The sequence below is a fragment of the Novosphingobium sp. genome, assembly GCF_040079535.1.
Taxonomy (GTDB): domain Bacteria; phylum Pseudomonadota; class Alphaproteobacteria; order Sphingomonadales; family Sphingomonadaceae; genus Novosphingobium.
On the sequence record NZ_JBEBKB010000002.1, the window covers coordinates 117,209 to 134,262 of the forward strand.

General features: G+C 62.3%; 15 protein-coding genes and 1 tRNA gene. 7 read left to right on the top strand and 9 right to left on the bottom strand.

Annotated features, from left to right (window positions below):
• Nucleotides 1–202 precede the first annotated feature (202 nt).
• The gene (locus ABL914_RS01585; protein WP_391561393.1) at nt 203–1,822 is read left to right on the top strand and encodes an NAD(P)/FAD-dependent oxidoreductase; all 1,620 of its coding nucleotides are present in this window, start codon (nt 203–205) and stop codon (nt 1,820–1,822) included.
• Nucleotides 1,819–2,979 (top strand): NAD(P)/FAD-dependent oxidoreductase, encoded by a 1,161-nt coding sequence (locus tag ABL914_RS01590; protein WP_391561394.1) that lies wholly within the window; start codon nt 1,819–1,821, stop codon nt 2,977–2,979. The genes ABL914_RS01585 and ABL914_RS01590 overlap by 4 nt, the downstream gene beginning before the upstream one ends.
• Here ABL914_RS01590 and rimO read toward each other — a convergent pair.
• Nucleotides 2,976–4,376, bottom strand: a complete 1,401-nt coding sequence (rimO, locus tag ABL914_RS01595; RefSeq protein WP_391561395.1) for a 30S ribosomal protein S12 methylthiotransferase RimO — start codon at nt 4,374–4,376, stop codon at nt 2,976–2,978. The genes ABL914_RS01590 and rimO overlap by 4 nt on opposite strands.
• Before the next feature lie 62 nt (nt 4,377–4,438).
• Between rimO and ABL914_RS01600 the strand changes: the two genes are divergently transcribed.
• Complete coding sequence (locus ABL914_RS01600; protein WP_391561396.1) at nt 4,439–4,771, top strand: DUF1761 domain-containing protein; 333 nt, start codon at nt 4,439–4,441, stop codon at nt 4,769–4,771.
• Here the strand turns inward: ABL914_RS01600 and ABL914_RS01605 are convergent.
• The 3 genes from ABL914_RS01605 to serS are packed head-to-tail and all read right to left on the bottom strand — an operon-like array spanning nt 4,761 to nt 7,644.
• Nucleotides 4,761–5,606 carry a peptidoglycan DD-metalloendopeptidase family protein gene (locus tag ABL914_RS01605; RefSeq protein WP_391561397.1) on the bottom strand — a complete coding sequence of 282 codons (846 nt, stop codon included), beginning with the start codon at nt 5,604–5,606 and terminating at the stop codon, nt 4,761–4,763. The genes ABL914_RS01600 and ABL914_RS01605 overlap by 11 nt on opposite strands.
• Nucleotides 5,603–6,367, bottom strand: a complete 765-nt coding sequence (gene surE / locus ABL914_RS01610; RefSeq protein ID WP_391561398.1) for a 5'/3'-nucleotidase SurE — start codon at nt 6,365–6,367, stop codon at nt 5,603–5,605. The genes ABL914_RS01605 and surE overlap by 4 nt, the downstream gene beginning before the upstream one ends.
• Entirely contained in the window at nt 6,367–7,644 is a 1,278-nt protein-coding gene (serS, locus tag ABL914_RS01615) for a serine--tRNA ligase (RefSeq protein WP_391561399.1), read from the bottom strand. The genes surE and serS overlap by 1 nt, the downstream gene beginning before the upstream one ends.
• An 82-nt stretch (nt 7,645–7,726) precedes the next feature.
• Between serS and ABL914_RS01620 the strand changes: the two genes are divergently transcribed.
• Entirely contained in the window at nt 7,727–9,154 is a 1,428-nt protein-coding gene (locus ABL914_RS01620; RefSeq protein WP_391561400.1) for a hypothetical protein, read from the top strand.
• A gap of 18 nt (nt 9,155–9,172) precedes the next feature.
• Here ABL914_RS01620 and ABL914_RS01625 read toward each other — a convergent pair.
• A tRNA-Val gene (locus ABL914_RS01625) sits at nt 9,173–9,247 on the bottom strand.
• Nucleotides 9,248–9,359: 112 nt separating this feature from the next.
• Between ABL914_RS01625 and ABL914_RS01630 the strand changes: the two genes are divergently transcribed.
• Complete coding sequence (locus ABL914_RS01630; RefSeq protein ID WP_391561401.1) at nt 9,360–9,647, top strand: DUF3297 family protein; 288 nt, start codon at nt 9,360–9,362, stop codon at nt 9,645–9,647.
• A 3-nt stretch (nt 9,648–9,650) separates the two neighbouring features.
• Here ABL914_RS01630 and ABL914_RS01635 read toward each other — a convergent pair whose 3' ends face one another.
• Nucleotides 9,651–10,286, bottom strand: coding sequence for a CHAP domain-containing protein (locus ABL914_RS01635; protein ID WP_391561402.1), 636 nt, complete (start codon nt 10,284–10,286; stop codon nt 9,651–9,653).
• 115 nt (nt 10,287–10,401) lie between these two features.
• On the opposite strand from ABL914_RS01635, the gene der reads away from it, so the two are divergent.
• Nucleotides 10,402–11,814, top strand: a complete 1,413-nt coding sequence (gene der, locus ABL914_RS01640; protein WP_391561403.1) for a ribosome biogenesis GTPase Der — start codon at nt 10,402–10,404, stop codon at nt 11,812–11,814.
• A 40-nt stretch (nt 11,815–11,854) separates the two neighbouring features.
• Here der and ABL914_RS01645 read toward each other — a convergent pair whose 3' ends face one another.
• The 3 genes from ABL914_RS01645 to ABL914_RS01655 are packed head-to-tail and all read right to left on the bottom strand — an operon-like array spanning nt 11,855 to nt 16,477.
• Nucleotides 11,855–14,149, bottom strand: a complete 2,295-nt coding sequence (locus ABL914_RS01645) for an autotransporter domain-containing protein (protein WP_391561404.1) — start codon at nt 14,147–14,149, stop codon at nt 11,855–11,857.
• 48 nt (nt 14,150–14,197) lie between these two features.
• Nucleotides 14,198–15,451, bottom strand: a complete 1,254-nt coding sequence (locus ABL914_RS01650; protein ID WP_391561405.1) for a DUF418 domain-containing protein — start codon at nt 15,449–15,451, stop codon at nt 14,198–14,200.
• 3 nt (nt 15,452–15,454) lie between these two features.
• Nucleotides 15,455–16,477, bottom strand: a complete 1,023-nt coding sequence (locus ABL914_RS01655; RefSeq protein WP_391561406.1) for an SPOR domain-containing protein — start codon at nt 16,475–16,477, stop codon at nt 15,455–15,457.
• Nucleotides 16,478–16,730: 253 nt separating this feature from the next.
• Here ABL914_RS01655 and ABL914_RS01660 point away from each other — a divergent pair.
• A partial coding sequence (locus ABL914_RS01660; protein ID WP_391561407.1) for an AAA family ATPase occupies nt 16,731–17,054 on the top strand: 324 nt, incomplete at its 3' end.

Below are 17,054 nucleotides of genomic sequence, written 5' to 3' on the forward strand. Positions count from 1 at the left end.
CCCTGCGTGACAAAGGCGGCGCAATAACGGTCAACCGGGCGTTCGAGGCGGCCTTGCCCCAGCGGGCTGGCCTCACGCGGCTACGAACTGCTGCCCGATTTGAAAGGGGCTAGTCCGGTTGGATGTGTAGCCGCTATATGCTGCATTGCACAACAAAGCAAGAAAATTGCGCTAGGGGGTCTTGCCCAGTATGGGCCCTGGTATGTTGCGCATTTCAAATCTGGTCCTGCCGCTCGATCACGGCCCCGAAGCGCTTGAAGGAGCCATCGCCGCACGGCTGGGAATTGGCCTGGATCAGGTGACAAATTTCACCCTGGTGCGGCGCGGCAATGATGCGCGCAAGAAGGCGGCGATCAAGCTGGTCTATAGCTTCGATGTAGCCGTGGTTGACGAAGCCGCCGTGCTGGCCGCCCATGCCGGGGATCCGCAGGTACGGGCGCGGCCCGATACGTCCTACAGGTTTCCGGTCATGGCGCCCGATGGGTGGCCAAACAACGGCAGCGCTGAGCGCCCGGTGGTGATCGGTGCGGGCCCTTGCGGTTTGCTGGCGGCATTGATCCTGGCGCAGATGGGGCTGCGGCCAATCATCATCGAGCGCGGCAAGGCTGTGCGCGAGCGGACCAAGGATACCTGGGGGCTGTGGCGCCGATCACAGCTGGAGCCAGAATCGAACGTCCAGTTTGGCGAGGGCGGGGCCGGGACCTTTTCCGATGGCAAGCTTTACAGCCGGATCAAGGACCCGCGCCATCTGGGGCGCAAGGTGCTGAGCGAATTTGTGATCGCCGGTGCGCCCGAAGATATCCTGACCGAAGCCCACCCGCATATCGGCACGTTCCGGCTTGTCACGATGGTGATGTCGATCCGCAAGACGATAGAAGAGCTGGGCGGGGAATACCGTTTTGGCACGCGGGTTGAGGAATTTGTGGTTGAGGACGGCCAGTTGACTGCGCTCAAGCTCTCTACCGGAGAGTTGCTCGCGGCGCGGCATGCAGTGCTGGCGGTGGGCCACTCGGCGCGCGATACCTTTGAACGGCTCTATCAGGCCGGAGTGCAGATAGAGGCCAAACCGTTTGCGATCGGGGTCAGGATCGAACATCCGCAAAGCTGGATCGACAAAGCCCGCTATGGCCCCAATGCGGGCAACAAGGTGCTGGGCCCTGCCGCCTATGCCCTTTCGCACCAGGCCAGCAATGGCCGCGCGGTCTATTCGTTCTGCATGTGTCCGGGCGGGCGCGTGGTGGCTGCTGCCAGCGAGCCGGGCCGGGTTGTTACCAATGGTATGAGCCAGCATTCGCGGGCTGAATTCAACGCCAATTCAGGGCTGGTGGTCGATATCAATCCCGATCGTGACTTTCCCGGTGATCCGCTGGCTGGCATGCGGCTGCAACGCGCGCTGGAAGAAAAGGCCTTTGTGGCGGGCGGATCGAACTATCAGGCCCCCGGACAGCGGGTGGGCGATTTTCTGGCCCGGCAACCGTCCAGCGCGTTCGGTGTGGTTGAACCCAGTTACAAGCCAGGGGTGAAGCCCACCGATCTGTGTGAGGTTCTGCCCGGATTCGTTACCGATGCCCTGCGCGAGGCATTGCCGGTTTTCGGCCGTCAGGTGCCGGGATACGATCACCCGGATGCAGTGATGACCGGGGTTGAAACCCGCACGTCCAGCCCGGTCCGCATCCCGCGCGGCGCCGATTTGCAAAGCACCAACACCCGCGGGCTTTATCCAGCCGGCGAAGGTGCAGGTTATGCCGGCGGGATCCTTTCGGCTGCGGTTGACGGGATCAAGGTTGCCGAAGCCCTGGCGCTGGATTTGTTGCGGGCATGAGCGGCTTTGACGTTATCGTCCTTGGCGCAGGTGCGGCCGGGCTGTTTTGCGCCGCCACTGCCGGGCAGCGCGGGCGCCGTGTGCTGGTGCTCGATCACAACAGTGAAGTGGGCCGAAAGATCCTGATTTCGGGCGGAGGCCGGTGCAATTTCACCAATTTGCACACCGCGCCAGACCGGTTTCTCTCCGTCAATCCGCATTTCGCCAAGTCGGCGCTGGCCCGGTATAGTCCGCGTGATTTCCTTGCTCTCGTCGAGGCGCACCAGATCGCCTGGCACGAGAAGACCCTGGGCCAGCTGTTTTGCGATGGTTCGGCCCGGCAAGTGGTCGATCTGCTGCTGGCCGAATGCGCCAAAGGTGCGGTGGAATTCAGGCTGGGGCAGGCAGCCGGCCCGATCGAGCATCGCGATGGGCAGTTCCATCTGGCCGGGGCCTGCGCGCCGGCGCTGGTGATCGCCACCGGCGGCCCATCGATCCCCAAGCTGGGCGCATCGGGCCTGGCCTATGATCTTGCCCGGCAATTCGGCCTCAAAGTGGTAGAGCCGCGCCCGGCGCTGGTTCCGCTGACGCTGGGCGGGGATGACGTGTTGTTCCGCGAACTTTCGGGCGTTGCCGCCCCGGTTGAAGCGCGGGCGGGCAAAACAAAATTCCGCGAAGCCGCACTGTTCACCCACCGTGGTCTATCGGGCCCGGCGATCCTGCAGGTCTCCAGCTACTGGAAGCGCGGTGACGAAGTGGGGATCAATTTCCTGCCCGATGCCGCGCAGGGCTGGTTGCTTGCCGCCAAGCGGACCCAGCCCAGAAAGGCGATGCGGGCTGTGCTGGGCGAACCATTGCCCGATCGCCTGGCCCTGGCCCTGGCCGAACGGCTGGGTCTGGCGGGCGATCTTGGCAACATGTCTGACAAGGCATTGGCGTCTGCTGAAGCACGCCTGGCCGATTGGCGCTTCAGGCCCAATGGCAGCGAGGGTTTTGCCAAGGCCGAGGTTACCGCCGGCGGGATCAGCACCGCCGAGCTATCGAGCCAGTCGATGGAGGCGCGCAAAGTGCCGGGCCTTTACGCGATTGGCGAGGCAGTAGATGTGACCGGCTGGTTGGGCGGATACAACTTCCAATGGGCCTGGGCCAGCGCGCGGGCGGCGGGTATGGCGCTCTAGTCCGCGATCACACCGAACAGGTCGTGGGCATCGGCATCTTCGATCTGGACCGAGACGAAATCACCCGGCTTGGTGCCAGCAGGCACATCGCGCAGGTACACCGCTCCATCGATCTCAGGCGCGTCGGCCTGGCTGCGGCCGGTGGCACCCAAATCGCCGTCCTCATCGGGCTCGCCAACTTCATCGATGATCACCTGGACAGTGCGGCCAACCTTGGCGGCCAGTTTGGCCGCGCTGATCGCTTCGGTCCGTTCCATGATCCGTGCGTAGCGTTCTTCCTTGAGCTGTTCGGGCACCGCACCGGGCAGCGCGTTGGCTGCCGCCCCTGCAACCGGTTCGAACCGGAACGCACCAACCCGGTCAAGCTGGGCCTCGTCCAGCCAATCCAGCAGGTACTGGAAATCGGCCTCGGTCTCACCGGGGAAGCCGACCACGAAAGAGCTGCGAACCGCAATATCGGGACAGATTTCGCGCCAGGCCTTCAGCCGTTCAAGCACCTTGGCCTCGTTGGCCGGGCGCTTCATCGCCTTCAACACCGATGGGCTGGCGTGCTGGAACGGAATGTCGAGATAGGGGGTGATGAGGCCTTCCGCCATCAGCGGGATCACCGCATCGACATGCGGATAGGGATAGACGTAGTGCAGCCGGACCCAAGGCGTCTCACCATCAGGGGTGCGCAGGCCGCCCAGTTCGCGGGCCAGATCGGTCATGTGGGTACGGACCGGGCGTTCCTGCTGGGAATTTTTGGCTTTCCAGTTCCGCTCTTCGTGGCGGACATCGACGCCGTATGCCGATGTATCCTGGCTGATAACCAGCAGCTCCCTGGTTCCGGCGGCGACCAGCTTTTCAGCTTCGCGCAGCACCGCGTCGATCCGCCGGCTGGCCAGCTTTCCGCGCAAGGATGGAATGATACAAAACGAGCAGGCGTGGTTGCAGCCTTCGGAAATCTTGAGATAGCTGTAGTGGCGCGGGGTCAGCTTGATATCAGCCATGTCGCCGTAATTCTGGGGAACCAGATCGACGTAGGGGCCCTGGCTGGGCGGGGCAGCTTCATGGACAGCCTCGACCACTGCCTCATACTGGTGCGCACCGGTGACCGCGAGCACCTGCGGGAATTTGGCGCGGATCAGCTCGGCCTCATTGCCCATGCAGCCGGTTACGATCACCCGCCCGTTTTCAGCAATCGCCTCGCCAATCGCGGCCAGGCTTTCCTCTTTGGCCGAATCGAGGAACCCGCAGGTGTTGACCAGCACCACATCTGCGCCCTGATAATCGGGCGACATGGCATAGCCATCGGCGCGCAGCTTGGTAAGGATGCGTTCGCTATCGACCAGCGCCTTGGGACAGCCCAGGCTGACCATGCCGATACGTTTCTGATCTGGAATTATAGTGGCCATCGCGCGGCCCCTTACACGCCCGGCGCGCAAAGTGCTACAGCTGGCGCGAACAGGAGATTGAGATGGGTTCGGTGAACTGGGTGGCAGTGGTGCTGGCAGGGCTGACGGCGGCTGGCCTGCTCCATCTGATCGAGGCGCGGCAGGGCGGCGCGCGGCGGCTGGCGCTGCTGGGATTGGTGATGCTGATCGCTGCGGCGATGCTGGGCCACGCGCTGGCCCGAATCGGCGCAGAAAAGTTGGCATTGAAGCCGTGGCTGTTTTTTATGCAGGCAGGTGGTCTGGCCGGGGCATTCGTCGTGCCGGCTTTGCTGATCAGCGGCGTCAGATGGCAACGCGCGCTGGGCTGGCTGCTGGCCTACCTTGCCATGGGCGGAACCTTCTGGCTTATCGCTTAGCCTTGGGGAGATAGCGCACCGGATCCTGCGCCAATTTGTTGCGGCGCACTTCGAAGTGAAGCTGCGGCACTTCGGCAAGGCCGGTCTGCCCAACCAGCCCGACCCGCTCGGTCGCCTTGACCTTGTCCCCAACTTTTACGGTGATTTTGTCGAGATAGCTGTAGGTCGTGGTCCAGCGTCCGGCGTGCCAGACGATCACGGTTAGCCCGTATTCCTCTGGCCCTTGTCCCGCAAAAATCACCTTGCCGGCGGCCGATGCGCGCACAGCGGTGCCGGCCGGAGCCAGAATGTCGATTCCGTCATGCCCCGTCTGGCCTTGCTTGCCCGCGATGAACGCGCGGCGGATTTTTCCTTGAAGTGGCCAGATGAAAGTGGGTGCGGCGGTATCTGGCAAGCCAGATTCAGGATCGGTTGAGATCGAGGGCTGCGCGGCGGCCGTCGCCGGCTTGGCAGACACCGTCGGAATGGCCAGCTTTTGCCCAGCCTTCAGCGCGGCATCGGGTTTGATCGCGTTGGCAGCTGCGATTGCACTCCACGGCACGCCATAGATCATGGCCACGTCAAACCCGGTTTCGCCGGCCTTCACCGTATGACTGCGCCGGCGCGGGATCACCAGCTTTTGCCCGGCGCGCAGCGCATAGGGCGCCTTCAGGCTGTTGGCTTCGATGATCAGCACCCGCGGCACTTCGGCGCGCTGGGCAATCCCGCCCAACGTCTCTCCCGGCAAAACTACATGGACGCTTTCGGTCTTGGGATCAGTTTTCGGATCCTGCGCCAATAGCGGCGCGGCGACCAGAACGGCCAAAGCAAGGGCAAAGGCCCCCGCGCGGCTCATCCGCCAAAACGCTCCGCCAGCTGGGCCAGCGAGCCTTCGTGGGTCAGGTCCAATTGAAGCGGTGTCACCGATATGTACCCGTCCTGGATTGCCTCAAGATCGGTTGCATGGCCTGGCGTATGTTCAATCCCATGCAGGCCGAACCAGAAATAGCTATACCCTCTCGGGTCGGTTCCTTCAACCAGCGAACCACGCGCATAGTCATGAAATCCTTGGCGAACTACACGAATTCCGTGGACATCTGCCGCCGCCAGCGCCGGAAAATTGACGTTGATCAGTGTGCGCGGTGCAAACGGAGCCTTCAGCAGCGGGGCCAGCACTTTGGCCCCCCATGCTTCGGCAGCGCCAAACGGCACGGCATCGCCCATACCTTCCTTCGCATAAACCTGGCTGAACGCGATCGATGGAATGCCGGCCAGTGCGCCTTCGATTGCGGCCGAAACCGTGCCCGAATAGGTCACGTCATCGCCCAGATTGGCCCCCCGGTTGACGCCCGAAAGGATCACATCGGGCTTGCCGGGCAAAACTTTGCGCAGCGCCATCATCACCGCATCGGTTGGTGTGCCCGATACGGCAAAGCGGTGTTGGTCATACTGGCGCAGGCGGACCGGGCTGCCCAGGGTCAGCGAATGGCCCGCCCCCGATTGCTCCTCTGCCGGGGCGACAATCCAGATGTCATCGCTGAACTGGCGTGCCAGCTTTTCAAGCACATCGAGCCCGGGTGCGTGGATGCCATCATCGTTGGTCAGCAGGATTCGCATCAGGCCGCAGCCAGTGCGGTCAGCCCGCCCATATAGGGCAGCAGCACTGTGGGAACGGCAACCGAGCCATCTTCCTGCTGATAGTTCTCCAGCACCGCCACCAAAGTGCGGCCCACGGCGAGGCCTGAACCGTTGAGGGTATGGACGAATTCGGTGCCCTTTTGCCCCTCGGGCCGGTAGCGGGTGTTCATCCGGCGCGCCTGGAACGGTCCGCAGTTGGAGCACGAGCTGATCTCGCGATAGGTATCCTGCCCCGGCAGCCAGACTTCAAGGTCATAGGTTTTCTGCGCGCCAAATCCCATGTCGCCAGTGCACAGCAGTACTTTGCGATAGGGCAGATCGAGCGCCTGCAGGATCGATTCCGCCGCCGCAGTCATCCGTTCGTGTTCGGCCGCGCTGTCTTCGGGCCGGACCACGCTGACCAGTTCGCACTTTTCAAACTGATGCTGGCGGATGAACCCGCGGGTATCCTTGCCGGCCGCGCCGGCTTCGCTGCGAAAGCACAGCGTCAGCGCAGTCATCCGCAGCGGCAATGCCGCATCATCGATGATCTGGCCCATCACTGATGCGGTCAGGCTGACTTCGGCAGTTGGGATCAGCCAGCGCCCGTCAGTCGTCTGGAACGAATCCTCAGCAAACTTGGGCAGCTTGTCGGTGCCATACATCGCCTCGTCGCGCACCAGCACAGGCGGATTGCATTCGGTGTAACCGGCCTCACTGGTCTGGGTGTCCAGCATGAACTGGCCCAGCGCCCGTTCCAGCCGCGCAATCTGGCCGCGCAGGAACGTGAACCGCGCGCCCGAAAGCAGTGCACCGGTCTCAAAATCAAGCCCCAGCGCCGGGCCCAGATCGGCATGCTCCCTGGGCGGGAAATTGAACGCGCGCGGGCTTCCCCAGCGCAGAACCTCCAAATTGGCGTGCTCATCGGCGCCCTCGGGCACATCGGCCAGCGGCAGATTGGGAATGATCGCCAAAACATCCGTGAGCCGCTGGGTCAGCGCGCGTTCTTCGGCTTCCAGCGCGGGGAGGGTGTCCTTCAGGCTGGCGACCTCGCCCTTGAGCCGTTCCGCCTCATCCTTGTCACCCTTGCCCATCGCCGCGCCGATCAGCTTCGAAGCCTCGTTGCGGCGGTTCTGCGCTTCCTGCATCCGGGTTGCTACCTGGCGGCGATCAGCATCGAGGGCAAGGATCGCAGATGACTGCGGCTCCAGCCCGCGCCGGGCCAGGGCGGTATCGAAAGCTTGCGGGTTCTCGCGGATGAATTTGATATCGTGCATAGTGCGGGCGCTATGCCGCTTTGGCCCGAACGGTGCAAGGCTGGGACAGTGCGGCAAGTTCACTTGTCTGTAACCGGCACTGATGCATAAGCTTGGCTCGATGAAGCTCAAATCGCTTGCCTTGATCCTTGCCGCGCTGGGCGGTGCTGCGGCGCTGGCCATGGCCCCGCGCGGGACTGGCGCGGCTGAAGGCCCGGCATCATCGCCGGTGCAGCCGATCGCACCGCAGTCCGGCGCGGCCAATTCCTATCCGTTCTACATGCCGATGCAGGGGCTTAAACGCCCGGCGGTGAAGCTGTTCGTCAAGTGCGAGGCATCGCGCCGGGCCGGCAAGGAAGTCTATTCCGGCGCCAGCGCGCAATCTATCGGCGGGCGGGCCGAGGGCGGCTATGAGATCATTTTCGAAGCAGCCGACAGCGCGGGCAATCCGTGCGTCTATCCGTTTTACCCGTGGCTGCCGCAAGTGATCGGATCGCTGCATAATACGCAGTATATCCTGCGCAGCTCGGTTCCGGGCCAGCAGGTGACCTTCCGGACCGGCGATCAATGGGCCACGATCAATCTGCGGCTGTTCGATTTCGGCCGGCAACGCGTCCATTTCGAATTGAGCGATATTGCGCTCGATTTTCCCGGCGCGGTTCAGCCCAAAGGCGGGCTTCATCTGGAAACTTTTGGCGGGCAGGCACCGGGGCTGTTTACCGCGGTGATCCGCCGCAGCAAGGTGTTTGGCGGCAAGAACGGCTTGTTCGTGCCCAGCGGTCAGACCATGCTTTATATTGAGGACAGCGAGTTTTCCGGCAATGTCGGCAGCAATGTCGATCAGGAACACACCACCTACATCAACGGCATCCTGGTTTCGCACCTCAGAAATTCGGTCTGGCGCGGGCAGCGCGGCTGGCAAGATGTGGCCAGCGGGCACCAGCTGAAGGACAAGGCCTACCTGCGCGTTTATGAAAACGTGACGGTAACCAACACGCCAAACGGCGCCGCCCCTTCGGCGATGCCTTTGGTCGATATCTCGGCGATGGGCTTCACCTGGGCCAACAACCTCACGCTGAAACGGCTGGCTTCGGCGCAGGCCCCGCGTGAGGCACTGGTCGATCTGCGCAGCGAGATCCTTTACGGCGCGCCGGGCACCTATCCGTGGAACCCGCTGATCGATGGAAGCTGGAAGATGCCGGCCCAGCCGCTCGGTGCGCTCGATAAGGTTTATCTATCGGTGTTCTTCAACACCCGGGTCGAAAGCTTCCGCACCGAGCCCTACCTGTTCGCGCTGCGCCCCCAAGGCACCGGGCTTAACCCCGGCACCACGATGGTGAACGGCAATGAATTTACGGCCAAGGCCCAGCAGCGCGAGGTTTCGCTGGCGTTCAACACCTCAGGGCGGATTGGCCGGGTCTACGGCAAGGAAGGCTGGACCTACGTCAATCCCGCGCTGCCCGAAAGCGCCGGCTGGATAACCGATCGCGACAAGTTCATCCGCCACACCCTGGGGCTGATCGGGCGTTGAGTTTTGAGGGCTGGGAAGTGGTGGGCGCGGCAGGGATTGAACCTGCGACCCCACCCGTGTGAAGGGTGTGCTCTACCACTGAGCTACGCGCCCACTTCCGCAATTGATCCTGGGCCGCCAGGGCGGTCCCGATCAATGAACGCGGGCCATTAGTCTCCCCTGGACGAATTGACAAGGCTGCAATCGGGCCTAGAGGCGCTAAATCATGAGCGAACAAACCAAAGCTGGCACCGATGTGCCGCCCGATCATCTGGCGATCAGCCCGCGCAGCAGCTATTTTGACGCTGATGTTCTGCAGCGCGGCGTGGGGATCCGTTTCAAGGGCACTGTGCGCACCAATATCGAGGAATATTGCATCTCCGAAGGCTGGGTGCGGGTGCAGGCCGGCAAGACGATGGACCGCCACGGCCAGCCGCTAACGCTCAAATTGAGCGGCCCGGTTGAAGCCTGGTTCGAAGATCTGGGCGAAGACGCGCCGGTGGCGAAGGCCTGAAGCCTACCACCCCATCCGTTGGCCGATGATATCGGCGATCGGATCCTTGCTGCGGGCTCTGCTGCTAGCTTGCGGTGCCGCGGCCGGCTTTGCCGCAGACGGGCGTGACAACGCTTCGTTGCGGCCAGGTTTTGCGGGATAGATGAAGCCTTGCACCGGCCACTGCGATCCGCCCAGCGCCTGGATTGGGGCGAACCAGATCCGCACCATGCTCCAGTCGTTGCCCTCTGAGACGTCAACCACCCGAACGTTGTCCTCGATCTGGCCGCGGCGGCCGTTGATCGGGCTCCAGTTGGCGTGGCGGATCAGGATCGTGCGCGAATCAACAATCCGGCTGACCGCGGCGACATGACCCAGCCGTGAATTTCCGTGCGGACGCAGCGCCATCACTGCGCCCACTTTGGGCCGATAGCCGCGGGCATAGCGCCCATCGGCCTGGTTCCACCAGGTCCAGGCATCACCGAAGATGTTGATCCCCGATACCTGGCGGGCATAGGGTACGCATTGCAGGTAAGGCGGCAGGTGGGTGCCCCCGCCGCCCGTGACTGCGTTATCATCGCTCAGCACCACGCGGGCGCTCATCGGGGCGGCGATCGATCCTGCTGCGATGGCTGCTGCCAGGAGAAGTGTTATCTTCATGACTGTTGGATTTAGGTAGAGTTGGTTATTTCTACCCTGCGTGCTTTGGTTAACGGCGCGGCAATGATTTGCCGCATCGCTTGCAAATATTTGCCGCCCGGCGCAGGGGGCTCGAATGGCGCTTTCCCCCAAACTTCCGACCGTGATAATTATCGGTCGCCCCAATGTTGGCAAATCCACTTTGTGGAACCGGCTGGTGGGCAAGAAGCTGGCGCTGGTCGATGATCAGCCTGGGGTTACGCGTGATCGGCGGATTGGCGATGCGCACCTTCTTGGGCTGGACTTCCAGATCGTCGATACGGCCGGCTGGGAGGACGAGGATCCTGCGACTTTGCCGGGCCGGATGCGCCAACAAACCGAAGCCTCGCTGGTTGGCGCTGATGTTGCACTGTTTGTGATCGATGCCCGCGCCGGGCTTACCCCGCTGGACGAGGAAATTTCCCGGTATCTGCGCGAATCGACTGTCCCGGTGGTGTTGGTTGCCAACAAGGCTGAGGGCAAATCGGGCGATCACGGCGTCTATGAGAGCTTCTCGTTGGGGCTGGGCGAGCCGATCCCATTTTCGGCCGAACACGGCACAGGAATGGCCGATCTGTTCGAATCGCTGCTGCCGCTGCTGGAAGACAAGCAGCCGGTCCCGGATGAGTTCGAGCCGTTCGATGAGGAGGATGAGGAGGCACTTAACAAGGCGCCGCTCAAACTGGCGATCGTGGGCCGGCCGAACGCCGGCAAGAGCACGCTGATCAATGCCTTGCTCAAGGAAGACCGTTTGCTGACCGGGCCAGAAGCCGGGATTACCCGCGATTCGATTGCGGTCGATTGGCAGTGGACCGATCGCGCCACGGGTGAAGAACGCCCGGTGCGGCTGATCGATACCGCCGGTATGCGCAAGAAGGCGCTGGTCATCGACAAGCTGGAAAGGCTGGCAGTGGCCGATGCGCGCCACGCGGTCGATTTTGCCGAAGTGGTGGTGTTGCTGCTTGATGCCACCCGCGGGCTTGAGCATCAGGATCTCAAGATCGCCAGCCTGGTGTTGGAAGAAGGCCGGGCGCTTATTATCGCGGTCAACAAATGGGACGTGGCTGGCAAGGATTCAGCTGAGGATGCATCCAGCCTGTTCAACGGGATCAAGGGCGCACTGGAAGACGGGCTAAGCCAGGTCAAAGGCCTGCCGGTGCTGACCGTATCGGCCCGGACCGGCAAGGGGCTTGATACCATGATCAAGTCTGCGTTTGAAACGCGCGCGGCATGGTCAAAACGGGTGCCAACCGGCTTGCTCAACCGCTGGTTTGACGAAGCGCTGGAAAAGAACCCGCCACCCGCGCCTGGCGGCAAGCGCATCAAGCTGCGCTATATCACCCAGGCCAAGACCCGCCCGCCCGGATTTGTGATTTTTGGCACACGGCTGGATGATCTGCCGGCCAGCTATCAACGCTATCTGGTCAATTCGATGCGCCGCGATCTGGGGTTTGATGCCGTACCTGTGCGGCTAACGCTGCGCAGCGCCAAGAACCCGTTCACGGATTAGGACCCGCCGGATTTCTCCGGCGGGTACTTGCCTTATTCGATCAGAACTGAATCCGGATCCCGGCCACCACACCGTGGCTGGTGCGATCATCGCGGAACGTGCCTTGATAGGCCACATAGAGCCCGCCTTCGTCTTCTGACACCCAGTTCAGCCCGGCATCGACATCGAATTCAGTCTTGCCGGCACCGCGGCCGGTTACCGAAAAGCCGGTCCCGGTGACATCGGTGAAGGAGGCTGAAATGGCGTTGGTGGATGCGGTTCCGATCAGGCTGCGATAGGTGCCGCGCACATAAGGGCGCCAGGTGCCGGTGTTGCGGGTCAGCGTGGCCCCGGCGATAAGATCGGTGCGATCGGCATTGATCCGCCCGACGCTGAGGTTGGCAGCGCCTGCCCCGGTTTCCGTAAAGCCATCGATCGCGCCTTTGTGGATCTGAACCCCGGCAAAGGGCCGCAAGGCGATGGTGCTGGTTTCAAGGTTTGCACCCAGCGTGGCGGTCCCGGTGAAAAGGTGGCTATTGCTGCTGGCCGCAGCGGCGCGGCCGCCGGCGCCGATCAGGATCGTCTTGGCCGCCGAAAGTTTGCCGAATTGGTAATCGACCACCACATTGGCAACCAGCGGGTTCAGCTTGATCGAAGTGTAACCGCCGATCTGATAGGCCGAATCCTTGCCGGTCAGCGTGCCTGGCCCGTACTTCAACGTGCCATGCGCATAGCCCAGTGCAATCCCGGCGACATAGCTGGGGCCGCTGAAATCATAGCCTGCGGCAAAGTTGTAGCCGGTGGTCTTGGTCTTGTCAGTTCCGGTCACTGAACCGGCAAGCGCAGTCATCCCGAAGTTCGCCCACCAGCCGCGCTGCGGTTGTTCAGCGTTGAAATCATCCAGGCGCAGCGTGATCTGGCGCTGGAACTTGCTGGCATGATCGCGCATCGAATTGGCATAGGCCAGATAACCAGCCGGGCTGACCGAATCGAAAAAGGTCTTCGCTTCGGCTGCGGTCAATACATCAACCGCTCCAACCAGACGGGCGGTGTCGCTGGTCAGATGGGTATCAGCAAAGGCCACCATCGGTTGAAATGCGGTTGCTACAGCCAGCTGGTTGGCGGTGGCGCCTGATCCCAGGCCTGCGGCATAGGTTGTGGTGCGTTGAACCTGAAGTTGATAGGCCTGCTGGCTGCCCGAAACGGTTACCACGCCAACCGGCACAAACGTAATGAAGGTCAGCTGATTGCCAGTGATCGACGAGAAGCTTCCGGTAACTCCGGTATCCCCAACCACGACGTTATAGGTGGAGTTGGTGGGATAGTAACCGTTGATCACCGTCAGCGCGAGCGTGCCGCCAAGGTTTGCAGTTCCGGTGGTGCGAAGCTGGCTGAAAGTGGTGCCGGCAATCGGGCCGGTTGTGCCTGGCAGGCCGATGGTGATGCCCAGCGTTCCGGCGGCCGATTGGGTATAGCTGCCGTTGATGTTGATTGTGCCAAGCGAATTGGCGGTGCCAAGATTGAGCTGGCCGGTGTTGGTAAAGCTGGTTCCCGCTGGCGTGAAAGATGCGATCACCGAAGCGCCGTTGAGCGTCATGGTGCCCGCGTTGTTGACGACGGTTGAATCGCCGGTGCTAAGCGCCCCGATGAAAGTGCCGCCAGCCGCGTTGGTGATGCTAACCGTGCCGCCGGCTGCCTGCTGAACCACATTGCCGGTGAATTTACCCGCGTTGTAATAGCCCAGGTTTCCGCTGGCAGTGACATTGCCCAGGAACCCGAAAGCGGTGTTCTGGTTGTCAAAAGAGCTGACATTGCCACCAAGGCTGGGGCCAAATACAACATTTCCGACCACTTGGGCCGGGGCAGTGGCGCTGTTAAGGAACGCGCCATTGCTGCCGAAGCGCGCAACAGTAAAGCCGGCTGGGGCTGTCAGCCTGCCATTATTGACGAAAGTTGAATTGTCGCCAAGCACGACACCTTCCGAACCTGCGGTTGTCCCGGACTGGGCGAAAGTGCCGGTTACCGAATTGGTTACCCAGCCGCTCGCTCCCACAGTCAAGATCGGGCTACCGGCGGCGCCGTTGAAGGTGCCATTGTTGGTGGTGTTCGATGTGCTGCCCAGAACCATCGGGCCGGTAACTGTGCCGCCCGATTGGGCAGTCAGCACGACGCCGCTGTTGGTGTTGACGTATGGCCCCGACGTGCCCGAGCAGGTGACGATCAAGCCGCTGCCATCGGCCACGCACTGCGCCAAAGCAGGCGTAGCGGTGCTGGCGATGCCGGCTGCCAGCACCAGTGCCAGGGGCCGGGTCACGTGGCTGATCGATCGCGATTGGAGTTTGCTCGGAAATTTCATGAAGGGGGGCCTTTCTTGCTGGCGTTTTGATCCAGCCCGGGCCCTTAATCACATATGAACAGCGCTTGTCCAGCGCCGCACGAACGGCTGGACCTGCCATTCGGTCAGACTGCGCCAAATCCATTCCAGCGGGCCTTGATGAAAGCGGGCCAGCCAGGGCGTGCTCCAGCCCAGCATCACCACCCAGCCAAGCAGCACAAGCAGGATCTGTCCGGCGTGGCCGATCTGTCCGACCAGTCCCAGTCCCCAGCCATAGAATATCGCGCACATCAGCACGCTGGTGCCGATATAATTGCTGAAAGCCATCCGCCCAGCAGCTTCCAGCCGCCGGCCCAGCAAGGTTCCGATCAGCCGCGGCGCGATTCTGATCAAAAGTGCGGCATAGCCCAGCACCATCAGCAGGTGCGGAACCGCACCCCAATAAAGGATGTAGGCGAACATGGTTGGCACAGCGAAGCCGATCTGCCAGGCATGGGCGATAAGGCCCGCTGACAAGGCGGCACCAAGTAGCAAACCCCAAAAGGCGATCAGCCGCAGATAGCGATCAGGCCAGGCTCCCGCAAAAAACCCGCTGCGATAAAGCGCCATGCCAAGCAGCATCGTTGGCACGGTTTCCCCGATCGACGACAGCGCAATCTGGAATGGCGCAAATGTTCCATCAAACAGTTTGGCGCGGATCTGCCCCAGCCAGCCAAGCTGGTATGTGGCCAGCTCACGCGTGGCCTGATCGGCCAGTGCGCCCAGGTTCTGGTTGTGCGCCGCAAGCTGTTTTGCGCTGGCGCTGCCATTTTGCACCGCGACATCATGAACCAGATCAGACCATGTGCTGGCCATCCCGATCAAGTGCCAAACCAGATAAAACGCCAGCGCAGCGATAACCAGGCGCTTGATCTCCATTTCACGAAAGGCCAGCGCCACCAGGCCCAACACGGCGTAGATCAACAGGATATCCCCCCACCACAGCAGGGCGTAATGCAGGTAGCCAAACACTGCGAGCAGGCCCAATCGCCGCAATTGCAAAGCTGCGCCATCGCGCCCCTGTGCATCGGCGCGTTCGATGAACAGCAGCATGCTGGCCCCGAACAGCAGGGTGAACAACAGCCGCATCTTGCCTTCGAACACCACGAATATGGCGGCGAAGGTAAATGCGTCGGCCCAGCTTCCGGCATGCGGAAGGTGCGGCGTAAGCGTTGAAGCGGTGGTCCCGGCAAATCCGGCGATGTTGACTGTCAGGATGCCCAGCACCGCAATGCCGCGGATCAGATCAAGCGTGCGGATCCGCGCAGGCAGTGCTTCGGCCATGCTTCAGTTCGGCACCGCCACGCAGGTAAAGCCCGCGGCCTTAAGCCTGCTGCAGGCAGCCTGCGCTGCAGCCTGGCTGTAACCGCTGGCCTGAAGCTTGGTAACTGCGCCGGATTTTACGTTAAGCCGCGGATGGCCGGCCACTTCAGGACGGTTCCTGACTTTGCCCCACAGCGCATCGGCATTGGAAGCAAGCCCGAATGCGCCCAGCTGGATCCGCCAGGTCCCGCTGCTTGCGGTGGCTGGCGGTGCTGCGGTACGCGGCGTTGTCCGGGCCTGTTGCCGTGCGCGGGTGGCTTCTGGATCATCGCTTGGGCGGGTCAGCACATAATCGCCGCCTTGGCTGCCGGATGTGCCGGGCGTCTGGGCCGAAGGGCGCGTGGTGGGCACAGCCGGCTGACCGGGGACTTGCGAGCCCAGATCGACTGCGGCCATCTGCCGGGCACGGGTGGCGTCGGCCTGGCTGGCCAGTTCACCGGCCAGCTGTACGCCTTGCTGGCGCTGCTCGATCGGGACAAATTCGTTCATCTGCGCCATCGCGCTGGTCGCCTGGGGCAGGCCCTGCTGCTGGGCCAAAGTAACAAGTGCATAGGCACGAACCCAGTCTTTGGGGACCAGCTCGCCATTGAAGTGCATGATCCCCAGCAGATACTGTGCGCGCGGATCGCCGCGATCGGTTGCCGCCCGGATATAGGGCAGCGCCCCCGCGTGATCGCCGCGCTGGAACAGCAGCAAGCCATAATTGTCCGAAGCCTGCAAATGGCCCATCGCGGCGGCCTGGCCAAACAGCTGTTCGGCTCGGGTCAGGTCCTGTTTCACACCCTTGCCCAGCTTGTAGGCTTGGCCAAGATTGAACATCGCATCGGCATCGCCTTGGGCTGCGGCGCCTTCCCATGCTTTGACCGCTGCGGGGAAATCACCGCGGGTCCAGGCGTCCACTCCGGCCTTGGTATCGGCCAGAACCGGCGCGGCCAGCAACGCGGAAACGCCAAGTGCGGCTGCGAATTGCAAATATTTGCGGCCCATCGAAATTTTCCCATCCCCATTTGCGCCGGGAAACCAATCACCGGCCCTGCGCCCTGGCAGTTAACCCGAGCTGCCGGTCAGGATGGTAAACTGACATAGTGAACGGGACGTTAGCAAAGGATTTTTTGCATCTGTGCGGGCCGGAAACCGGGCGAAGCAGGCCCAGCCTTGTTAACTCAAAATTAGGAACGTTCTGCGATCCCCGCCGGCAAGTCTTATCGAATTGACTGCTTTTATATCAAGGGGACCCAAATTGCGCGTTTTGGCATTGGCATCGCAGAAGGGCGGATCGGGCAAGACCACTTTGTCCGGGCACCTGGCTGTGCAAGCCCAACGAGCGGGCGCGGGCCCGGTTGTGCTGATCGATATCGATCCGCAAGGCTCACTGGCTGATTGGTGGAACGAGCGCGAGGATGAATTCCCCGCATTTGCCCAAACCACCGTAGCCCGGCTGGCCGCCGATCTTGCGGTGCTGCGCCAGCAAGGTTTCCGCCTGGCTGTTATTGATACTCCCCCGGCAATTACCATGGCGATCCAATCGGTGATCGCGGTTGCGGAACTGATCGTTGTACCCACC